Annotated in this window: 19 protein-coding genes and 1 tRNA gene; 17 read left to right on the top strand and 3 right to left on the bottom strand. The window is 67.1% G+C overall.

Annotated features, from left to right (window positions below):
• Window positions 1-88: 88 nt before the first annotated feature.
• From trpB to glmM, 5 genes are all read left to right on the top strand, one after another.
• Window positions 89-1,306, top strand: coding sequence for a tryptophan synthase subunit beta (gene trpB / locus Q5Z10_RS15120; protein ID WP_303636216.1), 1,218 nt, complete (start codon window positions 89-91; stop codon window positions 1,304-1,306).
• Window positions 1,303-1,992, top strand: coding sequence for a hypothetical protein (locus Q5Z10_RS15115; RefSeq protein ID WP_303636215.1), 690 nt, complete (start codon window positions 1,303-1,305; stop codon window positions 1,990-1,992). The genes trpB and Q5Z10_RS15115 overlap by 4 nt, the downstream gene beginning before the upstream one ends.
• 1 nt (window position 1,993) lies before the next feature.
• Complete coding sequence (gene trpA / locus Q5Z10_RS15110) at window positions 1,994-2,803, top strand: tryptophan synthase subunit alpha (protein WP_303636214.1); 810 nt, start codon at window positions 1,994-1,996, stop codon at window positions 2,801-2,803.
• A 206-nt stretch (window positions 2,804-3,009) separates the two neighbouring features.
• Window positions 3,010-3,885 carry an acetyl-CoA carboxylase, carboxyltransferase subunit beta gene (gene accD, locus Q5Z10_RS15105; protein ID WP_303636213.1) on the top strand — a complete coding sequence of 292 codons (876 nt, stop codon included), beginning with the start codon at window positions 3,010-3,012 and terminating at the stop codon, window positions 3,883-3,885.
• Window positions 3,885-5,246 carry a phosphoglucosamine mutase gene (gene glmM, locus Q5Z10_RS15100; protein ID WP_303636212.1) on the top strand — a complete coding sequence of 454 codons (1,362 nt, stop codon included), beginning with the start codon at window positions 3,885-3,887 and terminating at the stop codon, window positions 5,244-5,246. Before accD ends, glmM begins: the two co-directional genes overlap by 1 nt.
• A gap of 78 nt (window positions 5,247-5,324) precedes the next feature.
• Here the strand turns inward: glmM and Q5Z10_RS15095 are convergent, their stop codons facing one another.
• Genes Q5Z10_RS15095 through Q5Z10_RS15085 form a run of 3 tightly spaced genes read right to left on the bottom strand, consistent with a single transcriptional unit; the run spans window position 5,325 to window position 9,223 of the window.
• The gene (locus tag Q5Z10_RS15095) at window positions 5,325-6,182 is read right to left on the bottom strand and encodes a polysaccharide deacetylase family protein (RefSeq protein WP_303636211.1); all 858 of its coding nucleotides are present in this window, start codon (window positions 6,180-6,182) and stop codon (window positions 5,325-5,327) included.
• Window positions 6,175-7,320, bottom strand: coding sequence for a glycosyltransferase family 4 protein (locus tag Q5Z10_RS15090; RefSeq protein WP_303636210.1), 1,146 nt, complete (start codon window positions 7,318-7,320; stop codon window positions 6,175-6,177). The genes Q5Z10_RS15095 and Q5Z10_RS15090 overlap by 8 nt, the downstream gene beginning before the upstream one ends.
• Window positions 7,321-7,339: 19 nt before the next feature.
• A complete protein-coding gene (locus Q5Z10_RS15085) occupies window positions 7,340-9,223 on the bottom strand; it encodes a DUF3413 domain-containing protein (protein ID WP_303636209.1) in 1,884 nt (627 codons plus the stop codon).
• A gap of 206 nt (window positions 9,224-9,429) precedes the next feature.
• Here Q5Z10_RS15085 and Q5Z10_RS15080 point away from each other — a divergent pair, with 206 nt between their 5' ends.
• The 12 genes from Q5Z10_RS15080 (at window position 9,430) to nuoH (ending at window position 20,501) form a co-directional block, all read left to right on the top strand.
• Complete coding sequence (locus Q5Z10_RS15080; protein WP_303636208.1) at window positions 9,430-10,365, top strand: isopenicillin N synthase family dioxygenase; 936 nt, start codon at window positions 9,430-9,432, stop codon at window positions 10,363-10,365.
• Between the two features lie 365 nt (window positions 10,366-10,730).
• The gene (gene tpiA, locus Q5Z10_RS15075; protein WP_303636207.1) at window positions 10,731-11,486 is read left to right on the top strand and encodes a triose-phosphate isomerase; all 756 of its coding nucleotides are present in this window, start codon (window positions 10,731-10,733) and stop codon (window positions 11,484-11,486) included.
• A 50-nt stretch (window positions 11,487-11,536) separates the two neighbouring features.
• Entirely contained in the window at window positions 11,537-11,974 is a 438-nt protein-coding gene (gene secG / locus Q5Z10_RS15070; RefSeq protein WP_303636206.1) for a preprotein translocase subunit SecG, read from the top strand.
• A gap of 51 nt (window positions 11,975-12,025) precedes the next feature.
• Window positions 12,026-12,110, top strand: a tRNA-Leu gene (locus Q5Z10_RS15065).
• Between the two features lie 111 nt (window positions 12,111-12,221).
• Window positions 12,222-12,578: an NADH-quinone oxidoreductase subunit A gene (locus Q5Z10_RS15060; RefSeq protein WP_005414075.1), complete on the top strand. Its 357-nt coding sequence runs from the start codon at window positions 12,222-12,224 to the stop codon at window positions 12,576-12,578.
• On the top strand, window positions 12,569-13,123 hold the full coding sequence (locus tag Q5Z10_RS15055; protein ID WP_025876198.1) for a NuoB/complex I 20 kDa subunit family protein: 555 nt from the start codon (window positions 12,569-12,571) through the stop codon (window positions 13,121-13,123). Before Q5Z10_RS15060 ends, Q5Z10_RS15055 begins: the two co-directional genes overlap by 10 nt.
• 33 nt (window positions 13,124-13,156) lie before the next feature.
• Entirely contained in the window at window positions 13,157-13,903 is a 747-nt protein-coding gene (locus Q5Z10_RS15050) for an NADH-quinone oxidoreductase subunit C (protein WP_303636205.1), read from the top strand.
• Window positions 13,904-13,980: 77 nt separating this feature from the next.
• Window positions 13,981-15,210 (top strand): NADH-quinone oxidoreductase subunit D, encoded by a 1,230-nt coding sequence (locus Q5Z10_RS15045; RefSeq protein ID WP_303639199.1) that lies wholly within the window; start codon window positions 13,981-13,983, stop codon window positions 15,208-15,210.
• Between the two features lie 97 nt (window positions 15,211-15,307).
• The gene (gene nuoE / locus Q5Z10_RS15040) at window positions 15,308-15,835 is read left to right on the top strand and encodes an NADH-quinone oxidoreductase subunit NuoE (RefSeq protein WP_303636204.1); all 528 of its coding nucleotides are present in this window, start codon (window positions 15,308-15,310) and stop codon (window positions 15,833-15,835) included.
• Between the two features lie 3 nt (window positions 15,836-15,838).
• The gene (gene nuoF, locus Q5Z10_RS15035) at window positions 15,839-17,179 is read left to right on the top strand and encodes an NADH-quinone oxidoreductase subunit NuoF (RefSeq protein WP_303636203.1); all 1,341 of its coding nucleotides are present in this window, start codon (window positions 15,839-15,841) and stop codon (window positions 17,177-17,179) included.
• Window positions 17,176-19,410, top strand: a complete 2,235-nt coding sequence (nuoG, locus tag Q5Z10_RS15030) for an NADH-quinone oxidoreductase subunit NuoG (protein WP_303636202.1) — start codon at window positions 17,176-17,178, stop codon at window positions 19,408-19,410. The genes nuoF and nuoG overlap by 4 nt, the downstream gene beginning before the upstream one ends.
• Window positions 19,407-20,501 (top strand): NADH-quinone oxidoreductase subunit NuoH, encoded by a 1,095-nt coding sequence (gene nuoH / locus Q5Z10_RS15025; protein WP_303636201.1) that lies wholly within the window; start codon window positions 19,407-19,409, stop codon window positions 20,499-20,501. The genes nuoG and nuoH overlap by 4 nt, the downstream gene beginning before the upstream one ends.
• The last annotated feature ends 1 nt before the right edge of the window (window position 20,502 follow it).

Genomic DNA, 20,502 nt, shown 5'->3' with positions numbered 1-20,502 from the left:
TCCTGACAATATGCGCCAGATAATATCCATTTTCCGGTCATGACCCGTGCGCTAGAGTATCCACCTGTCTGAACCACCGGTCGTCTCCATGCCTGCCTCCCCCATCGCCGACTACCACGCCTTCCCGGATGCCCAGGGCCACTTCGGCCGCTACGGCGGCAGTTTCGTTGCCGAAACCCTGGTCGGCCCGCTGCAGGAACTGGCCCAGGCCTATGATCAGGCCCGGCAGGACCCAACCTTCCAGCAGGCCTATGACCGCGACCTGGCGCATTACGTGGGCCGCCCCAGCCCGATCTATCACGCCCAGCGCCTGAGTGACCATGTCGGCGGTGCGCAGATCCTGCTCAAGCGCGAGGACCTGAACCACACCGGCGCGCACAAGATCAACAACACCATCGGCCAGGCCCTGCTGGCGGCACGCATGGGCAAGACGCGCATCATCGCCGAGACCGGCGCGGGCCAGCACGGCGTGGCCAGCGCCACCGTCGCCGCCCGGCTTGGCCTGGAGTGCGTGGTCTACATGGGCGCCACCGACATCGAGCGGCAGAAGATCAACGTCTATCGGATGAAGCTGCTGGGCGCGACCGTGGTCCCGGTCACCTCCGGCTCGGCCACCCTGAAGGATGCGCTCAACGAGGCGATGCGCGACTGGGTGACCAACGTGCAGGACACCTTCTACATCATCGGTACGGTGGCCGGCCCGGATCCGTACCCGCGCATGGTGCGCGACTTCAACGCCATCGTCGGTCGCGAAGCGCGCGAGCAGATGCTGGCCGAGTACGGCCGGCTGCCCGATGCGATCACCGCCTGCGTCGGCGGTGGCAGCAACGCGATCGGCCTGTTCCATGCCTTCCTCAATGACCGCCAGGTGGAGATCTTCGGCGCCGAGGCGGCCGGTGATGGCATCCACACCGGTCGCCATGCCGCCTCCATCGCCGCTGGACGCCCTGGCGTGCTGCACGGCAACCGCACCTACGTGCTGTGCGACGACGACGGCCAGATCATCGAGACCCATTCGGTGTCGGCCGGCCTGGACTACCCGGGCGTCGGCCCGGAGCACGCGTTCCTGGCCGACAGCGGCCGCGCGCGCTATCTGGGCATCACCGATGAAGAGGCGCTGCAGGCGTTCCACCTGCTGGCGCACACCGAAGGCATCCTGCCGGCGCTGGAATCCAGCCATGCACTGGCGCAGGCGATCAAGCTGGCACGTGAGCGTCCGCGCGACCAGATCGTGTTGTGCAACCTGTCCGGCCGTGGCGACAAGGACGTGCACACCATCGCCGCGCGCGAAGGTCTGGTGCTGTGAACTGCATGCTGCGCCACGGTGGCGCGCTGGTGCTGGCGGTCGGTCTGGGGGGCTGCACGCCGCCCGACCCGCCGGTGCTGGCGCCCGCGCCGGCCGCGCCCGCAGCGATCGCCCCGGCGCGGCAGGTGGCCAGCAATGATGATGACGCGGCCCATCGCCCCATCGAGGATGCACCGGAACCCCCGCCAGCCAGCGATGCCGTGGACGAAGCCGCCCCGGCGGTGGTCTCGGTGGCGCTGGACCATGCCGGCGAGGTGCTGATCGGCCAACCCTTCAGCGAGCTGGAGGGGGAGGCGCAGTGGTACTCGGCCGGCCTCGGCGAGGCGACGGCCGGGCGCTGCGATTACTACGAGCGCGGCACGCTGCCTGAAGGCGTGGCGATGATGGTGCAGGACGGCGACGTGGTGCGTTTCGACCTGGCGCCCATCGACGATTCGGGCCAGGTCGTGGTGCAGCCGGGGCCGTTCGGCCTGCACCTGGGCATGCCGCGCGCGCAGGCCCTGCAACACCTGCCAGCGGGCGCCACCGCCGAGCCCCATGGCGAAGATGCCGGGGCCGGCGAGACCCTGCTCTGGCAGGACCCCGGTTCCGACCTGGCGATCCGCGTGGAGATCGTCGACGGCACCGTATCCCGAATGTACTGGGGCGCCAGCGGCGCCGTTGACCTGATCGAAGGATGTACCTGACATGTCCGTTTCCCGACTCGATGACTGTTTCCAGCGCCTGCGCGCACAGCAGCGCAAGGCGCTGATCCCCTTCATCACGGCCGGTGATCCGTCGCTGGAGGCCACCGTGCCGGTGATGCACGCGCTGGTCCAGGCCGGCGCCGATGTGATCGAACTGGGCGTACCGTTCTCCGACCCGATGGCCGACGGCCCGACCATCCAGCGCAGCTCCGAGCGCGCGCTGGCCCGTGGGGCCGGCAGCCGCTACGTGCTGCAGGCGGTCACCCGGTTCCGCGAACGCGACGCGCAGACGCCGGTGGTGTTGATGGGCTATCTCAACCCGGTGGAGATCCACGGCTACGCGGCCTTTGCCAAGGCGGCGGTGGATGCCGGAGTGGATGGCGTGCTGCTGGTGGACCTGCCGCCGGAAGAGGCCGGCGAGGCACAGCAGGCGTTCGACGCGGCGGGCCTGGCGCTGGTGCTGCTGGCCTCGCCGACCACCAGCGAGGCGCGCGCCGGCAAGCTGCTGGCGCTGGCCCGCGGCTATCTCTATTACGTCAGTTTCGCCGGCGTCACCGGCGCCTCCGAGCGGCTGGACAGCGAGGCCGCCAGTGCGCGCCTGCAGGCGCTGCGCGCGCGCGCGTCAGTACCGGTGGTGGCCGGTTTCGGCATCAAGGATGCGGCCAGCGCCGCGGCCATGGCCCGCCAGGCCGATGGCGTGGTGGTCGGCAGCGCGCTGGTGGAGGCCCTGGCCGGCGCGCAGTCGGCCGAAGATGCCGCGCAGCGTGCCGGTACCTTCCTGGCCCCGCTGCGGCAGGCACTGGACCGCTGACCTTCACGCCGGGCGCGGCGGCGGCGGCCCGACCGCCGCGCACGGCCCGGCCCTCGCGGGCGCTGCTGCGGCGCTAAACGTACGTCCCAGCATGGTTTTTTCCGGCCTTGCACAGGCAGGCAAGGGGGTGCACGGGCGGGGAAAGCGGAGCTAGACTGTCCGCCTTTGCGGCCCCCGGGCCGCCCTGAACGGAAGTGTCCTCCCGCATGAGTTGGCTCAGCAAGTTGATGCCGTCTGGCATCCGCACCGACAACACCCCCAGCAAGAAGCGCAGCGTCCCCGAGGGCCTGTGGGAAAAGTGCAGCAACTGCGGCAGCGCGTTGTACCGTCCGGAGCTGGAAGAGAACCTGGAGGTCTGCCCGAAGTGCGGCCACCACATGGCCATCCGCGCCCGCGCCCGCCTGGCAGCGCTGTTCGACGCCGACAGCAGCACCGAGATCGCCGCCCGCCTGGGGCCGACCGACCTGCTGAAATTCAAGGACCAGAAGAAGTACGGTGAGCGCATCAAGATCGCGCAGAAGAACACCGGTGAGTACGACGCGCTGATCGCCATGCGTGGCCTGCTCAAGGGGCGCCCGCTGGTGGCCTCCTCGTTCGACTTCGCCTTCATGGGCGGCTCGATGGGCTCGGTGGTCGGCGAGCGTTTCGCGCTGGCGGCGGAAACCGCTGCGGAAATCGGCGCACCCTACGTGTGCTTCTCGGCCAGCGGTGGCGCGCGCATGCAGGAGGGCCTGTTCTCGCTGATGCAGATGGCCAAGACCTCGGCCGCGCTGGGCAAGCTGCGTGAAGCCGGCCAGCCGTACATCTCGGTGCTGACCCATCCGACCACCGGTGGTGTGTCGGCGTCGTTTGCGATGCTTGGCGACATCAACATCGCCGAACCGCAGGCGCTGATCGGCTTCGCCGGCCCGCGCGTGATCGAGCAGACCGTCCGCGAGAAGCTGCCGGAAGGCTTCCAGCGCTCGGAGTTCCTGCTCGAGCACGGCGCCATCGATCAGATCTGCGACCGCCGTGAACTGCGCGACCGCCTGGCCGACCTGCTGGCGATGCTGCGCCGCGAGCCGGCACCGGAGGTGGCTTGATGGCAGGCCGCAAGTACTTCGGTACCGATGGCATCCGTGGGCGCGTGGGGCAGGGGCCGATCTCGGCCGACTTCGTGCTGCGGCTGGGCAACGCCCTGGGCCGTGTCCTGGTCGCCCAGCGCGGCGCTGACGGCCGCCGCCCGATCGTGGTGATCGGCAAGGACACCCGCATCTCCGGCTACATGTTCGAGGCGGCGCTGGAGGCCGGGCTGGTCGCCGCCGGCGCGGACGTGCAGCTGCTCGGCCCGATGCCCACGCCGGCGGTCGCATTCCTGACCCGCACGCTGGGCGTGGATGCCGGCATCGTCATCAGTGCTTCGCACAATCCGCATTACGACAACGGCATCAAGTTCTTCTCCGCCCAGGGCGAGAAGCTCGACGATGCCACCGAACTGGCGCTGGAAGCGGCGCTGGACGTGCCGTTCTCCACGGCCGTGTCGGAGAAACTGGGCAAGGCGGCGCGTGCGCGCGAGGCGGTCGGCCGCTACATCGAGTTCTGCAAGTCGAGCGTGCCGCGTGCGTTCGACCTGCGCGGGGTACGCCTGGTGCTCGACTGCGCGCATGGTGCCACCTACCAGATCGCGCCGCTGCTGTTCCGCGAACTGGGGGCGGAGGTGATCGGCATCGGCGCCGAGCCCAACGGCCTGAACATCAACGACGGGGTCGGTTCGACCCACATCGACAATCTGGCCGCCAAGGTGCGCGAAACCCGCGCCGATCTCGGCATCGCCTTCGATGGCGACGGTGACCGCGTGCTGATGGCCGACGACCAGGGCAATCCGGTCGATGGCGATGACCTGCTGTACATCCTGGCGCGTGCCTGGCAGGCGCAGGGACGCCTGCGTGGCCCCGTGGTCGGCACCCTGATGAGCAACTTCGGCCTGGAAAAGGCCCTGGCCGAGCTGCAGATTCCCTTCCTGCGCAGCAACGTCGGTGACCGCTACGTGCACCAGGCGCTGGTCGAAGGCGGTGGCGTGCTCGGCGGCGAAGCGTCCGGCCATCTGCTGTGCCTGGACCGGGCCACGACCGGTGACGGCATCGTCAGTGCCCTGCAGGTGCTGGTGGCGCTGCGGCAGCAGGGGCAGAGCCTGCGCGAGGCGCTGCAGGCGCTGGAGAAGGTGCCGCAGAAGACCGTCAACGTGCGCCTGGGCGATGTGTCGGCGCGCTCCACGGTGCAGGCCGACAGCGTGCAGGCTGCGCTGGCCGAGGCGCAGCGGGCGGTCTCCGGGCGTGGGCGCGCGTTCCTGCGTCCGTCCGGTACCGAACCGGTCGTGCGGGTGACGGTCGAAGCCGACGATGCGACGTTGATGCAGGAGACCCTGGATCGCCTTTCCGCAGCGGTGACGGCAGCGGCAGCCTGAGCGTCGCGGTACCTGCGCTGATCCGAGCAACGCCCCGGGCAACCGGGGCGTTGCTGCATGTGCCGGGTGCTGCGGCCGTCAGGGGCCGGGCACCATCTTCTTCTGGCGCGCCTTGAAGCCGTTGAACAGCGGCGCGATCAGCGGGTTGTAGCTCCAGGCGATGCGCTTGCGCAGCCAGCTGGCCGGCCGGTTGCGGATGGCGAACCGGTAGATGCGCTCCGGATCGCCACCGACCACGTTGCGGCCGAACGGATGGGTCGTGTGCAGGTAGCGGAAACCCTGTTCACGTGCCACCTCGACATGGTCCTGGTCGAAATCGCCATAGGGCCAGCACAGCGTGTCGGAGACCTCGCCCAGTTTGTCCTGCAGCACCTGCCGGGCCAGGGCCAGGTCGCCGCTGAGGCCGGCGCGACGCTGCACCCGGTCCAGGTCCTGGCGGCGCAGCCAGCGGGTGTGGGTGTGGGTATGGCAATGGACCTCGAAGGTGCCGGCTGCAATCGCCGCGCGTGCTTCACTCCAGCGCATCATCACCTCGTCGCTGCGGCCGTGCTCGTAGATCAGCGCTTCGCAGGCGCGATGGTCCGGCGTCTGCGGCAGCGCGGCCCCGGCGATGCCGGCGTGCGGCCGCAGCGGGCCATCGTGCATCCAGCCGGTCACCACGAACACCACCGCGTGCATGCCGTATTTCTGCAGGATGGGGTGGGCGTAGACCCAGTTGTCCAGGTAGCCATCGTCGAAGGTGATCACGATCGACTTGCGCGGCACCGGCTTGCCGGCCAGGAAGCCGGCGTACTGCTCCAGCGTCAGCGAGGTCCAGCCGCTGCGCGCCAGCCAGGCGATCTGGCTTTCGAAATTCTCCGGCGACACCGTGATCATGCCGGGGGAGTTGCTGACGTGGTGATGCATCAGCACCGGTACGGTTCGGGCATTAGCCATGACCCAGCTCCTTCAGCCACTGGTGGTAATAGTATTCGGTGGTTTCGCCATGGCCGGCCGGGCTGAAGCAGTGCGCGTTGCGCATCCAGTCCCAGCCCGCGCGGCCCATCAGCTGGCGCCGCTGCGGGTCGTCCACCAGCAGGCGAAGCGCACCGGTCAAGGCCGCATTGTCGCCCAGCCGGGTGAGGATGGCATTGCTGCCTTCCACCACCATTTCCGGAACGCCGCCGACCCGCGTGGCCACGATCGGCACGCCGACATAGGCCGCTTCCAGGAACACGGTGCCGGCGGCCTCCTTGTGCGAGGCCAGGGCGAAGATGTCGAATCCGGCCATCAGCCGGCAGGCACCGTCGCGATAACCCAGCAGGTGGACCTGCTGCTGCAGGCCGTGCGCGTCGCGCATCGCCAGCAGGCGCTCCATGACCGGCTTGCCGTCGCCGACCACCACCAGGTGCAGGCGCGGGTTGGCCTTGCACAGTGGCGCGATCGCGGTCAGCAGATCGGCATGGCCCTTGGGTTCGCGCAGCACCGCCACGCATCCCACCACCACGTCCTGGTCGCCGAACCCCAGCTCGGCGCGCACCTCGGCACGCACGCTCTGCAGGCACTGCCACGGATCGTCCTTGCGCACGTCGCTCCAGCGCGGCGGCACCGCGATCGGCGGCACGATGCCGATGCGCTCGCCCGGCACGCCACGCTCGGCCAGCAGCTGCTTGACGAAGCGGCTCACGGTGATGACCCGGTGCGGAAGGCCGGTATAGGTCAGCAGCGAATTGACCGGGCTCATCAGATGCCGTGAGCGCACCACCAGCGGCGTGCCGCCCAGGCGTGCACCCGCGGCGGCAATCAGCGCGTCGCGCCGGCTGGTGGTGTTCACCACGTCGTAGCGCTCGCGGCGGACCAGCCGCGCGACCGACCAGATGCCACGCAGCATCCGCGCCATGCCGCCCATGCGCAGCGTGTGCACGGTGAAGCCATCATCGCGCGCAAGTGCAGCCAGGCGGGCCTCGGGCTGGCACAGCAGCGCGACATCATGGCCACGCGCACGCATGACCTGCATGTGGCGGAAGATGTAGACCTCCTGCCCACCCATGCCTTTGGCGGCTTTGGTGTGCAGGATGCGCAACGGGCGGTTCATGGTGGATCGTTCCTTGCAATCAGCGGTTGCGGAAGCGCGTCAGCGCTTCCCAGGCCGCGCGGATGCCGGCGGCGTCGGGGGTCTGTTGCGGCAGCGGCCGATAGCGCGCATCCAGCGCGGTGGCGTTGCCGAACTTGTCGAACACATAGATCGCGTCGCCATGACGGACCGCGCGCTGCGACCAGCTCTCCACCACCAGCGATCGCCCGGCGGCCGGTGCGGCCAGCAGGTCGTGTCCGGTGCTGTAGTCGGCCAGCGCGTTCTCGCAGCCCAGCCCATGGCGCATCAACGTCGGTACCCAGTCCTCATGCGAACTGACGCGCAGGTCGCGGCCACTGTCCTGGCCGGGCCAGTGCAGCACGAACGGCACCTGCAGCTGGTAGTCGGAGAAGTTGCCGTTGTGGCCCCAGTAGTTGAGCTTGAGATCGTTGAATTCCTCGGCGTGGTCGCCGGTCACCAGCACGATCGTGTCCTGCTCCAGGCCCTGCGCACGGAGACTGTCGAGCAGCGATCCGACCAGGCTGTCGGCGTAGTGCACGGCCGTGTGGTAACGGTTCAGTTCGGGTGTCGGGTCGTGCTCCGGCCCGAACTTGAGGAAGTCGATGTCGGACGCCATCGGCGTCGCCGTCGGCGGGTAGCCGTCCGGCATGTGATAGGGCGCATGGGTGGAATCGAGGAACACGAAGCCGAACCACGGGCGCTGCGCAGCCTGGCTGCTGCCGATGTCCTTCTGCAGTGCCTCGACGATGGCGCGGTCGCGGCCATCGGAGCCCAGCGCGGGCGGCCCCTGGTGCAGCTGGTCGCGGACGTCGGCGAAGGCCGTGCGGTCGAACTCGGGGCTGTACAGCGGGGCGCTGCCATACAGGTGCAGGTCGTAGCCCTGTTGCTGCAGCACCTTGAACAGCTGCGAGCCGCGCTGCTCGTCGAGCATGCTGGGCCAGTAGCCGCCGGGCAGGCCGTACAGCAGGCCGAACAGGCCATAGCGGGTGGCATTGCCGGTACTGAAGTGGTGCGCGTAGACGCGTGAGGTCTGTGCCAGGGCCGAAGTGTTCGGCATGAACTGCGGCGTCAGCACGTCATGGCGCAGTGATTCCAGCACCACCATCAGCACGTTCGGGCGCGTGCCACTCTGGCAGCGCAGGGGCTGCAGCGGGTAATTGAGCTGGGCATGGCGCGGGTCGGGCAGGCCCGCCTGTTGCTGGCTGACCACGCCGATCCTGCGCATCGCGCTCTTGGCGGTGATCGGCTGTGCCCAGGGCAGGTAGTTCCATTGGCTGATCACGGCGCGCTCGCCCAGCGCGTCGTAGTAGGCGGTGGCGACCTGGCCGCCGCCCATCAGCAGGGCGACCACCGCCCAGGCCTGCAGCACGCGCCGGCGCTGCGGTGCGGTCGGCAGCAGCTTCCAGCAGGCCCAGGCCAGCAGGCCCTCGGCGGCAAAGATCGCCGATACCATCGCGACGGCCTGCAGCCATGTCTTCCAGGACAGGCTGACCTGGTCGTGCAGGGCACCGCCGAACACCATGTTGGCGACCATGGCGTTGAGGTGGAAGCGATACAGCGCGAAGACCTTGGCGTCGACCAGCAGCAGGCACAGCCACAGGCCCTGGCAGACCACGGCCGAGATGCTCAGGGCGCGCGCGCTGCGCGGCCACAGCCCGATGGCCAGCGGCAGCAGGCCGGCCAACGCGCCGAAGGCCAGCAGGTGCCCGGGCAGCGCGACCGCCAGATAGGCCAGGCCGAGGGCGCCGCCGGGGTTGTCGCGCAGTGGTACGTTGCCCAGCGCGATGAGCGCGGCCAGCAGGGCGTTGGCGGCGATGAACAGGGACCACCAGGCCAGCCGGCGCCAGCGCCGGGCAGGTCCAGAAGCGACATAAGTGGGGGCGTCGAGGAAAGCGGCGTCCATGCGGAAGGCGGCAGGCAGGTTCAGCGGGGGGGCGGGGAGGGGACGGTGCCGGCACGGAAAATGGCCGTGCACCGCGCGCGGGTCGCGCATTGTATCGGTTTGTTTCAATGTACCGGTGGCGTACTCCGGTCGATCTGTCACAATGTTCAGGTGGGCCGCAGCCGATCGCCGGCCTCCATCGACCCAATGACAAGCCAGGAACCGCTGTGAGCCAGATCCCCACCCTCGACATCACCCGTTTCGACAGCGACCGCGAGGCCTTCGTGGCCGAGCTGGGCGCGGCTTACCGCCAATGGGGATTCGCGGGCATCCGCAACCACGGCATCCCGCAGGCCGACATCGACGCGGCCTACGACGTCTTCAAGGCGTTCTTCGCATTGCCGGATGAGACCAAGCGCAAGTACCACGTGGCCGGCAGCGGCGGCGCCCGCGGCTATACCCCGTTCGGCGTGGAAACCGCCAAGGGCTCCAAGCACTTCGACCTGAAGGAGTTCTGGCACATCGGTCGCGAGATCGCCGATGACTCCAAGTACCGCGAGGTGATGGCGCCGAACCTGTGGCCGACCGAGGTCGAGGGTTTCCGTGAGCGCGGTTACGGCCTGTACCAGGCGCTGGACAACCTGGGATCGCGCGTGCTGTCCGCGCTGGCCCTGCACATCGGCCTGCCGGAAGACTTCTTCGCCGACAAGACCAACTTCGGCAACTCGATCCTGCGTCCGATCCATTACCCGCCGATCACCACCGACGACATCCCGAACGTGCGTGCCGGCGCCCATGGCGACATCAATTTCATCACCCTGCTGGTCGGCGCCAGCGCGGCGGGCCTGGAAGTGCAGTCGCATGAAGGCGAGTGGGTGCCATTCACCTCCGATGCCGACACCATCGTGGTCAACATCGGCGACATGCTGCAGCGCCTGACCAACCACGTGTACCCGTCGACCATCCACCGCGTGGTCAATCCTCCGGGCGAGCTGGCCCGCCAGCCGCGCTACTCGGTGCCGTTCTTCCTGCACCCGAACCCGGACTTCCTGATCGACGTGCTGCCCTCGTGCATCACCGCCGACAACCCCAGCCGGTACCCCGAGCCGATCACCGCCCACGGGTTCCTCGAAGAACGCCTGCGCGAGATCAAGTTGAAGTAATGAAAAGGCCGCCGGAAGGCGGCCTTTTCATTACGGTAGCGCCGGGCCATGCCCGGCGAGCGCAGCGGAAGGCGGCCTTTCCATCCCGGTAGCGCCGGGCCATGCCCGGCGAGCGCAGCGGAAGGCGGCCTTTCCATCCCGGTAGCGCCGGGCCATGCCCGGCGAACGCAGCGGAAGGCGGCCTTTTCATTACGGTAGCGCCGGGCCATGCCCGGCGAGCGCAGCGGAAGGCGGTGGCCAACCCCCACGCCCCGCCACAATGGCTGCGCCCCTCGCTGAAAATCCATGTAACCGCTTACACGGAAACGGATTTTTGCCGTAACGGGTATCATGCCCGGCTGACTTCACACAGGAGCCACCCGCTCATGCGCCGCAAGATCGTCGCCGGAAACTGGAAGCTGCATGGCAGCCGTCAATTCGCCAATGAACTGCTGGGGCAGGTGGCCGCCGGGCTGCCGCTGGAGGGGGTGGACGTGGTGATCCTGCCGCCGCTGCCGTACCTGGGGGAGCTGGTCGAGGACTTCGGCGGGACCGGCCTGGCCTTTGGCGCGCAGGACGTGAGCAGCAACGAGAAGGGGGCCTACACCGGCGAGGTCTGCGCGGCCATGCTGGTCGAGGTCGGCGCCCGTTATGGCCTGGTCGGCCACTCCGAGCGCCGCCAGTACCACCATGAAAGCAGCGAACTGGTCGCGCGCAAGTTCGCCGCCGCCCTGCACGCGGGCCTGGTGCCGGTACTGTGCGTCGGGGAAACCCTGGAACAGCGCGAAGCCGGGCAGACCGAGGCGGTGATCGCCGGCCAGCTGGCGCCGGTACTGGCGTTGGTCGGGGCCGAGGGCTTCGCCACGGCCGTGGTGGCCTACGAGCCGGTGTGGGCGATCGGCACTGGCCGCACCGCGAGCAAGGAGCAGGCCCAGCAGGTGCATGCGTTCATCCGTGGCGAAGTCGCGCGCATCGATGCTAGAATTGCTGATTCACTGCCCATTCTCTATGGCGGTAGCGTGAAGCCCGACAATGCCGGGGAACTGTTCGCGCAGCCGGATGTCGATGGTGGGCTGGTTGGTGGTGCCTCGCTGGTGGCTGCCGACTTCCTGGCCATCGCACGGGCGGCGGCAAACACTTAGTTCAGGTCGCCGGTCCACAGCCGGCACTACAGTCCGAGGGCGGATTCCCAATGCTGATGTTGATCCTCAATGTCGTCTACGTGCTGGTTGCCGTAGCCATGATCGCGCTGATCCTGATGCAGCGTGGCTCGGGCGCGGCGGCAGGCTCGGGCTTTGGCGCTGGCGCCTCGGGGACCGTGTTCGGCGCGCGCGGCGCGTCCAACTTCCTGTCCAAGTCGACCAAGTGGCTGGCCGTGGTGTTCTTCGGCATCAGCCTCTTCATGGCCTGGTATGCCGGTCATGGCAGCCGTCCGGCCGCCGACCAGGACCTGGGTCTGATGTCCGCCCCGGCGGCCAGCGCCCCGGCCGCTCCGGCGGGCGAATTGCCGGCCGTTCCGAAGGCCGATGCGGTCCCGGCTGCCCCGGTTCCGGCCGCGACTGTGCCGGCCAAGGCGGAATCTTCGGTTTCTGGTGAAGAAAAGCCGTCGGAAGGCTCCCAGAAAGACTGAAGCCGGTTACAATACGCGGCGCATCGGGAAGATAGTCTGATGTGATCGTTTGCCCAGGTGGCGGAATTGGTAGACGCACTACCTTGAGGTGGTAGCGACTTAGGTCGTAGGGGTTCGAGTCCCCTCTTGGGCACCATTTGTAAGTAAAGCGGGTTCGTCTGGCGCGCAAGGCGCCAGGCAGATTCCCGTCCACTCCCCCATGCCAAAGCGCCTGCAGGCGCAGCGGCAGAGGCAAGAGAGAATCGCTGTGCTGGCCGAATATTTGCCGTCTCTGCTGTTTCTGATCGTTGCCACCGGTATCGGCATTACGCTGATGCTGGTTGGTCGATTCCTCGGTCCCCGCCGCCCCGATCTGGAAAAGCTGTCGCCGTACGAATGCGGCTTCGAGGCTTTCGAAGACGCACGTATGAAGTTCGACGTGCGCTACTACCTGATCGCGATCCAGTTCATCGTCTTCGACCTGGAAATCATCTTCATCGTGCCGTGGACCCAGGTCTTCATGGAGCTGGGCGCGCGTTCGCTCGTCACCATGGGCCTGTTCGTCGGCATGCTGTTCCTCGGTTTCATTTACGTCTGGAAGAAGGGAGCGCTGGAATGGGAGTGATTCAGACTCTCGATGGCCTGATGACCAATCCTGTCCCGGAAGGGCGGGTTGATGACATCCTGCGGCCGGAAGGCGACAACCCCTTGCTGGAAAAGGGTTTTGTCACCACCAGCGTCGACGCCCTGCTGAACTGGGCGCGCACCGGCTCGATGTGGCCGATGACCTTCGGCCTGGCCTGCTGTGCGGTGGAAATGATGCATGCGGGCGCGGCCCGTCTGGATCTGGACCGTTACGGCGTGGTGTTCCGCCCGTCGCCGCGTCAGTCCGACGTGATGATCGTGGCCGGTACCCTGGTCAACAAAATGGCCCCGGCGCTGCGCAAGGTCTATGACCAGATGCCCGACCCGAAGTGGGTGATCTCCATGGGCAGCTGCGCCAATGGCGGTGGTTATTACCACTACTCCTATTCTGTGGTGCGCGGCTGTGATCGCGTGGTGCCGGTGGACGTCTACGTCCCGGGCTGCCCGCCGACCGCCGAGGCGCTGGTGTACGGGATCCTGCAGCTGCAGAAGAAGATCTGGCGTACACAGACCATCGCCCGCTGACCCCTTCACCTGACAAGAGCGCGCCAAGCCCCCATGGCAGAGCAAGCATCCTTCATCGACCGACTTTCCGCACGTTTCGCTGCTGCGAAGGTCATCGTGGTCGAACCCCGCGGCGAAGTGACGCTGGAAGTGCCTGCCGCCGAGTGGCACGCCACCGCCCTGGCGCTGCGTGACGAGTTTGGTTTCGAACAGGCCGTGGATCTCTGCGGTGTCGACTACCTGGGCTACGGCTCGGACGAGTGGGACACCGCCGATGTTTCCTCGCAGGGCTTCAGCCGTGGTGTCGAAGGCAAGGCCCAGGGCCGCTTCGCCTGGGGTGAATTCCCCAGCGAAGAGAGTGCTGACGGTGCCCGTCCGCAGCACATGCCGACCCAGCGTTTCGCCGTGGTCGCCCAGCTGCGTTCGTACCAGCACAACCTGATGATGCACCTGCGCTGCTTCGCCCCTGACGAAGCGCTGCCGGTGGTGTCTTCGCTGACCGGCATCTGGCCGGGCCTGAACTGGTTCGAGCGCGAAGCATTCGACCTGTACGGCGTGATCTTCGAGGGCCACCCGGACCTGCGCCGGATCCTGACCGACTACGGTTTCGTGGGTCATCCGTTCCGCAAGGACTTCCCGCTGATCGGCAACGTCGAAGTCCGCTACGACGAAGAAAAGAAGCGCGTCATCTACGAACCGGTCACCTCGGTGGAGCCGCGTGTCGGCGTGCCGCGCGTGATCCGTGACGACGCCCGCCTGCAGACCGCTGCCGGCGAGCGCGCGCAGGAGGCAGTGAAGTGAGCAGTCAGTTCCACCAGGCAACCGAAGCGTTCGCCAGCAATCCCGCCGAGAGCCGGCAGGAGATCCGCAACTACACCATGAACTTCGGCCCGCAGCATCCGGCCGCGCATGGCGTGCTGCGCCTGATCCTGGAAATGGACGGCGAGACCATCATGCGTGCCGATCCGCACGTGGGTCTGCTGCACCGTGGTACCGAGAAGCTGGCCGAGTCCAAGCCGTTCAACCAGTCGATCGGCTACATGGATCGCCTGGACTACGTGTCGATGATGTGCAACGAGCACGCCTACGTGCGCGCGATCGAGACCCTGATGGGCATCGAGGCGCCGGAGCGTGCGCAGTACATCCGCACGATGTACGACGAGATCACCCGCATCCTGAACCACCTGATGTGGCTGGGTTCCAACGCGCTCGATCTGGGTGCGATGGCGGTGATGCTGTACGCCTTCCGCGAGCGCGAAGAGCTGATGGACTGCTACGAAGCGGTCTCCGGCGCGCGCATGCATGCGGCGTACTACCGTCCGGGCGGCGTCTACCGCGATCTGCCGGATCAGATGCCGAAGTACAAGGAATCGCGCTGGCACAAGGGCAAGGCCCTGAAGAACCTCAACGCTGCGCGCGAGGGTTCGCTGCTGGACTTCCTGGAGAACTTCACCGTCGAGTTCCCCAAGCGCGTCGACGAGTACGAAACGCTGCTGACCGACAACCGCATCTGGAAGCAGCGTACCGTGGGTATCGGCGTGGTCACCCCGGAGCTGGCCCACCAGTGGGGCATGACCGGCGTGATGCTGCGCGGCTCGGGCATCGCCTGGGATCTGCGCAAGAAGCGTCCGTATGCCAAGTACGATGCCGTCGATTTCGACATCCCGCTGGGCAAGGAGGGCGACTGCTACGATCGCTACCTGTGCCGCGTGGCCGAAATGCGCGAGTCCAACCGCATCATCAAGCAGTGCGTGGCGTGGCTGAAGGCCAACCCCGGCCCGGTCATGGTCAAGAACTTCAAGGTCGCTCCGCCCAAGCGCGAGGACATGAAGGACGACATGGAAGCGCTGATCCACCACTTCAAGCTGTTCAGCGAAGGCTACTGCGTGCCGGCCGGCGAGACCTACGCAGCGGTTGAAGCGCCCAAGGGCGAGTTCGGCTGCTACCTGGTGTCCGACGGTGCCAACAAGCCGTTCCGCGTGCACCTGCGCGCACCGGGCTTCGCCCACCTGTCCTCGATCGATTCGATCGTGCGCGGCCACATGCTGGCCGACGTGGTGGCGATGATCGGTACCTACGATCTGGTGTTCGGCGAGGTTGACCGGTAATGCCGTCCGCCACGCCAACGCCTGCTGCAGGCAGCCGGCGCAAGCCGGCGCCGCAGTTTCTGCAATTCCACGTTATGCATTTCGCTGAGGTCGGCCGATGAAGGCGACAGGTAATTTCGAGGCGGCGCGCGACGTCGACCCGATGGTGGTGTTGAGCGACAAGACCCGTGCTCACATCGATCACTGGCTGTCCAAGTTCCCGCCGGACCGCAAGCGCTCTGCCGTGCTGCAGGGCCTGCATGCGGCCCAGGAGCAGAACCAGGGCTGGCTGACCGACGAACTGATCGCCGGCGTGGCCAAGTACCTGGACCTGCCGCCGGTGTGGGCCTACGAGGTCGCCAGCTTCTACTCGATGTTCGAGACCGAGAAGGTGGGCCGCCACAACGTGGCCTTCTGCACCAACATCAGCTGCTGGCTGAACGGTGCCGAGGACCTGGTCGCGCACGCCGAGAAGAAGCTCGGCTGCAAGACCGGGCAGTCCACCGCCGACGGCCGCGTCTACCTCAAGCGCGAAGAAGAGTGCCTGGCCGGCTGCGCCGGTGCGCCGATGATGGTCATCAACGGCCATTACCATGAGCGCCTGACCGTCGAGAAGGTCGACGAGCTGCTGGACGGGTTGGAGTAAGACATGGCACATCATCACGCACCCAAGGGTCCGGTCGGTCCTGCGCCGTTGCCGCACCAGGTGGTCTACACCACCCTGCACTACGACACCCCGTGGTCGTACGAGAACTACCTGAAGACCGGTGGTTACGCTGCCCTGCGCAAGATCCTCGAAGAGAAGATCCCGCCGGAGCAGGTCATCGAGATGGTCAAGCAGTCGAACCTGCGCGGCCGCGGCGGCGCGGGTTTCCCGACCGGCCTGAAGTGGTCCTTCATGCCCAAGGGCAACATGCAGAAGTACATCCTCTGCAACTCGGATGAATCCGAGCCGGGCACCTGCAAGGATCGCGACATCCTGCGCTACAACCCGCATTCGGTGGTGGAGGGCATGGCGATCGCCTGCTACGCCACCGGTTCGACTGTGGGCTACAACTACCTGCGCGGCGAGTTCCACCATGAGCCGTTCGAGCACTTCGAGCAGGCCCTGGCCGACGCATACGCCAACGGCTGGCTGGGCAAGAACATCCTCGGCAGTGGCGTGGACATCGACATCTACGGTGCGCTGGGCGCCGGCGCCTACATCTGCGGCGAAGAGACCGCGCTGATGGAATCGCTGGAAGGCAAGAAGGGCCAGCCGCGCTACAAGCCGCCGTTCCCGGCCAACTTCGGCCTGTACGGCAAGCCGTCGACGATCAACAACACCGAGACCTATGCCTCGGTGCCGGCGATCATCCGCAATGGTCCGGAGTGGTTCCAGAGCCTGAGCCTGACCAAGAACGGCGGCCCGAAGATCTTCTCGGTCTCCGGCTGCGTGCAGAAGGGTGGCAATTTCGAAGTGCCGCTGGGCACCACCTTCGACGAGCTGCTGGAAATGGCCGGCGGCCTCAAGCCGGGCCGCACGCTGAAGGGCGCGGTCCCGGGCGGCGTGTCGATGCCGGTGCTGAAGGCCGAAGAGCTGAAGGGCCTGCAGATGGACTATGACACCCTGCGTGCCCTCGGCACCGGCCTGGGGTCGGGGGCCATCGTGGTGCTGGACGACAGCGTCTGCTGCGTCAAGTTCGCCTGCCGCATCAGCCAGTTCTTCCACAAGGAATCCTGTGGCCAGTGCACCCCGTGCCGTGAAGGCACCGGCTGGATGCACCGGGTGCTGGAGCGCATCGTCGCCGGCAAGGCCACGATGGAAGACCTGCACCAGTTGAAGGCCGTGGCCGGCCAGATCGAAGGCCACACCATCTGTGCGTTCGGCGAAGCGGCGGCATGGCCCATCCAGGGTTTCCTGCGCCAGTTCTGGGACGAATTCGAGTACTACATCGTCAACGGTCATTCGATGGTTGACGGCAAGAAGGTGGAGGCAGCCGCTGCATGAGCGCGCAACCCATAAACCCGAGCGTGCCACCGGACCACGTCACCATCGAGATCGATGGCAAGTCGCTGGTCGTGCCGAAGGGTTCGATGATCATCCAGGCCGCCGACAAGGCGGGCATTTCGATCCCGCGCTTCTGCTACCACGAGAAGCTGCCGATCGCTGCCAACTGCCGCATGTGCCTGGTGGACGTGGAAAAGTCGCCGAAGCCGGCGCCGGCCTGCGCCACGCCGGTGATGGACGGCATGAAGGTCGCCACCCGCAGTGAAAAGGCGCTCAAGTTCCAGCGTTCGGTGATGGAGTTCCTGCTCATCAACCACCCGCTGGACTGCCCGATCTGCGATCAGGGCGGCGAGTGCGAACTGCAGGACGTGTCGCTCGGCTACGGCCGCTCGGTCAGCCGCTTCAACGAGCGCAAGCGCGTGGTGCCGGACGAGGACATGGGCCCGCTGGTCGCCACCGAGATGACCCGCTGCATCCAGTGCACCCGCTGCGTGCGCTTCACCGCCGACGTGGCAGGCACCTATGAACTGGGTGGCATGTACCGCGGCGAGAACCTGCAGATCGGCACCTACGACGGCAAGCCGCTGACCACCGAGCTGTCCGGCAACGTCGTCGACGTCTGCCCGGTCGGTGCGCTGACCAACAAGGTGTTCCAGTTCCGCGCCCGCCCGTGGGAACTGACCGCGCGCGAATCGCTGGGCTACCACGATGCGATGGGGTCGAACCTGTTCCTGCACGTGCGCCGCGGCGAAGTGCTGCGCACCGTGCCGCGCGACAACGAAGCGGTGAACGAGTGCTGGCTGTCCGACCGTGACCGCTACTCGCACCAGGGCCTGTACAGCGAAGACCGTGCGGTCAAGCCGCTGCGCAAGGTCAATGGCGAGTGGAAGGAAGTGAGCTGGGCCGAAGGCCTGGCCGCCGCTGCCGACATCCTCAAGGCGAACCAGGGCGACAACCTGGGCGTGCTGGTGCACCCGTCGACCTCGAACGAGGAAGGCGCGCTGCTGGCCCGCCTGGCCAAGGGCCTGGGCTCGAGCAACATCGACCACCGCATCAACAACCGCGATTTCTCCGACGCCGCCACCGCCGAAGTGTTCGGCCTGCCGCTGGCCGAGATCGAAGGCGCCGACCGCATCGTGGTTCTGGGCAGCAACATCCGCCACGAACTGCCGCTGCTGCACGCCCGCCTGCGCAAGGCGCAGACCACCAACGGCGCGAAGATCCACGTCGTCAACCCGGTGGACTTCGACTTCGCCTTCAGCATCGCCGGCAAGCAGATCGTGGCACCGTCGAAGTTCGCCGATGCGCTGGCCAACGCCGAGCTGCGTTCGGCAGTGCAGGGCGGCAACAACACCGTGCTGATCGTCGGTGGCATCGCCGAAAACCACCCGCAGGCCGCCGCGATCCGCGCTGCCGCGCGTGACTTCGCTGCCGCCACCGGTGCCAAGCTGTGCCGCATCCCGCAGGGCGCCAACGCCGTTGGCCTGACCCGCGCCGGCGTGTTGCCGGCCGGCAGGGACGTCGCCGCGATGCTCGCCGATCCGCGCAAGGCCTATGTGGTCTATGGCCTGGAACCGGGCCTGGACTTCGCCGATGCTGCCGCTGTGCGCAAGGCGCTGGCCGGCGCCCAGGTCGTGGCCTTCAGCCACTTCGCCTGTGCTTCGACCCGCGATGTCGCCGACGTGATCCTGCCGATCGGGGCGCTGCCGGAAATCGACGGCACCCTGACCAACCTCGATGGTCGCGAGCAGTCGGCACGTGCCGGCGGCAAGCTGCCCGGCGAGGCCCGCGAAGGCTGGCGCGTGCTGCGTGCCCTGGGCGGTGAACTGGCGGTAGCCGGTTTCGAGTTCGTCGACCTGGCAGGCCTGCGCGCCAGCCTGGCGCCGGTGACCGTGCAGGTGGCCGCGTCGGCCCAGCCGGTGTCTGCGGGCGAGGGGCTGGAAGTGGCCTCGACCGCCGCGATCTACCGCACCGACGCCGTGGTGCGTCGTGCGCCGGCGCTGCAGTCGCACCCGCTCAACAACGCGCCGCGCATCGTGCTCAACGCCGAAGACGCCGCCCGCCTGCAGCTGCAGGAAGGGCAGATGGCCAAGGTCGGCACCGATGCCGGCAAGGCCACCCTGCCGGTGGTGGTCGACGCCCGCGTCGCCGCGGGTTCGGTCTGGATTGAATCGGGCCACGGCGCAACCGCGCCGCTGGGTGCCGCTCGTGTCTCGGTGGTGGCTGCATGAACGAATTGCTGATTAACGCGGTCGATCCGCTGCACCAGTGGCTGCTGGGCCTGGGTGACATCGGCGCGCTGCTCTGGATCATCCTGAAGATCCTGGTGATCACCGTTCCGGTGATCATCGCGGTGGCCTTCTACGTGGTCTGGGAACGCAAGCTGATCGGCTGGATGCATGTCCGCCATGGCCCGATGTACGTGGGCATGGGCATCTTCCAGGCCTTCGCCGACGTCTTCAAGCTGCTGTTCAAGGAAGTGGTCCAGCCGAGCAGCGCCAACAAGGCGATCTACCTGCTGGCCCCGCTGATCACCCTGGCCCCGGCGTTTGCGGCCTGGGCGGTGGTGCCGTTCGACCAGCAGCTGGTGCTGTCCAATGCCAATGCCGGTCTGCTGTACCTGCTGGCGATGACCTCGCTGGGCATCTACGGCATCATCCTGGCCGGCTGGGCGTCCAACTCGAAGTACGCGTTCCTGGGCGCCATGCGCGCCTCGGCGCAGATGATCAGCTACGAAATCGCGATGGGCTTCGCCCTGGTCGGCGTGATGATCGCTTCGGGCAGCCTCAATCTGAGCAGCATCGTGATGGCGCAGGCCGGCAACTCCGGCTTCTTCGACTGGTTCCTGCTGCCGCTGTTCCCGCTGTTCGTCGTGTACTGGGTGTCCGGCGTGGCCGAAACCAACCGCGCGCCGTTCGACGTGGTGGAAGGCGAATCGGAAATCGTCGCCGGCCACATGGTCGAATACTCCGGCGGCGCGTTCGCGCTGTTCTTCCTGGCCGAGTACGCCAACATGATCCTGATCAGCTTCCTGATCTCGATCTTCTTCCTCGGCGGTTGGCTGAGCCCGATCCAGGGCTGGATCAACCCCGGCGAGATCTCGCCCTTCGTGGACTGGATCTGGAAGGGCGGCTGGCCGTGGCTGTTCATCAAGGTGTTCTTCTTCGCCAGCGCCTACATCTGGTTCCGTGCGAGCTTCCCGCGCTTCCGCTATGACCAGATCATGCGCCTGGGCTGGAAGGTCTTCATCCCGCTGACCATTCTCTGGATCGCGGTTACCGCCGTCATGGTGTTCTTCGGCGTGATTCAAAAGGGCGTCTAAG

Source organism: Stenotrophomonas sp. 704A1 (assembly GCF_030549525.1).
Taxonomy (GTDB): Bacteria; Pseudomonadota; Gammaproteobacteria; order Xanthomonadales; family Xanthomonadaceae; genus Stenotrophomonas; species Stenotrophomonas tuberculopleuritidis.
The sequence above is the reverse complement of the archived record's forward strand: the minus strand, read 5'-3'. Positions and strand labels throughout refer to the sequence as shown.

Excerpts from the sequence above, each read along its gene's own strand:
- trpB (WP_303636216.1), top strand. The coding sequence starts at position 89 with ATGCCTGCCTCCCCCATCGCCGACTACCACGCCTTCCCGGATGCCCAG.
- trpA (WP_303636214.1), top strand. The coding sequence starts at position 1,994 with ATGTCCGTTTCCCGACTCGATGACTGTTTCCAGCGCCTGCGCGCACAG.
- accD (WP_303636213.1), top strand. The coding sequence starts at position 3,010 with ATGAGTTGGCTCAGCAAGTTGATGCCGTCTGGCATCCGCACCGACAAC.
- glmM (WP_303636212.1), top strand. The coding sequence starts at position 3,885 with ATGGCAGGCCGCAAGTACTTCGGTACCGATGGCATCCGTGGGCGCGTG.
- Q5Z10_RS15095 (WP_303636211.1), bottom strand. The coding sequence starts at position 6,182 with ATGGCTAATGCCCGAACCGTACCGGTGCTGATGCATCACCACGTCAGC.
- Q5Z10_RS15090 (WP_303636210.1), bottom strand. The coding sequence starts at position 7,320 with ATGAACCGCCCGTTGCGCATCCTGCACACCAAAGCCGCCAAAGGCATG.
- Q5Z10_RS15085 (WP_303636209.1), bottom strand. The coding sequence starts at position 9,223 with ATGGACGCCGCTTTCCTCGACGCCCCCACTTATGTCGCTTCTGGACCT.
- tpiA (WP_303636207.1), top strand. The coding sequence starts at position 10,731 with ATGCGCCGCAAGATCGTCGCCGGAAACTGGAAGCTGCATGGCAGCCGT.
- secG (WP_303636206.1), top strand. The coding sequence starts at position 11,537 with ATGCTGATGTTGATCCTCAATGTCGTCTACGTGCTGGTTGCCGTAGCC.
- Q5Z10_RS15055 (WP_025876198.1), top strand. The coding sequence starts at position 12,569 with ATGGGAGTGATTCAGACTCTCGATGGCCTGATGACCAATCCTGTCCCG.
- Q5Z10_RS15050 (WP_303636205.1), top strand. The coding sequence starts at position 13,157 with ATGGCAGAGCAAGCATCCTTCATCGACCGACTTTCCGCACGTTTCGCT.
- Q5Z10_RS15045 (WP_303639199.1), top strand. The coding sequence starts at position 13,981 with ATGAACTTCGGCCCGCAGCATCCGGCCGCGCATGGCGTGCTGCGCCTG.
- nuoE (WP_303636204.1), top strand. The coding sequence starts at position 15,308 with ATGAAGGCGACAGGTAATTTCGAGGCGGCGCGCGACGTCGACCCGATG.
- nuoF (WP_303636203.1), top strand. The coding sequence starts at position 15,839 with ATGGCACATCATCACGCACCCAAGGGTCCGGTCGGTCCTGCGCCGTTG.
- nuoG (WP_303636202.1), top strand. The coding sequence starts at position 17,176 with ATGAGCGCGCAACCCATAAACCCGAGCGTGCCACCGGACCACGTCACC.
- nuoH (WP_303636201.1), top strand. The coding sequence starts at position 19,407 with ATGAACGAATTGCTGATTAACGCGGTCGATCCGCTGCACCAGTGGCTG.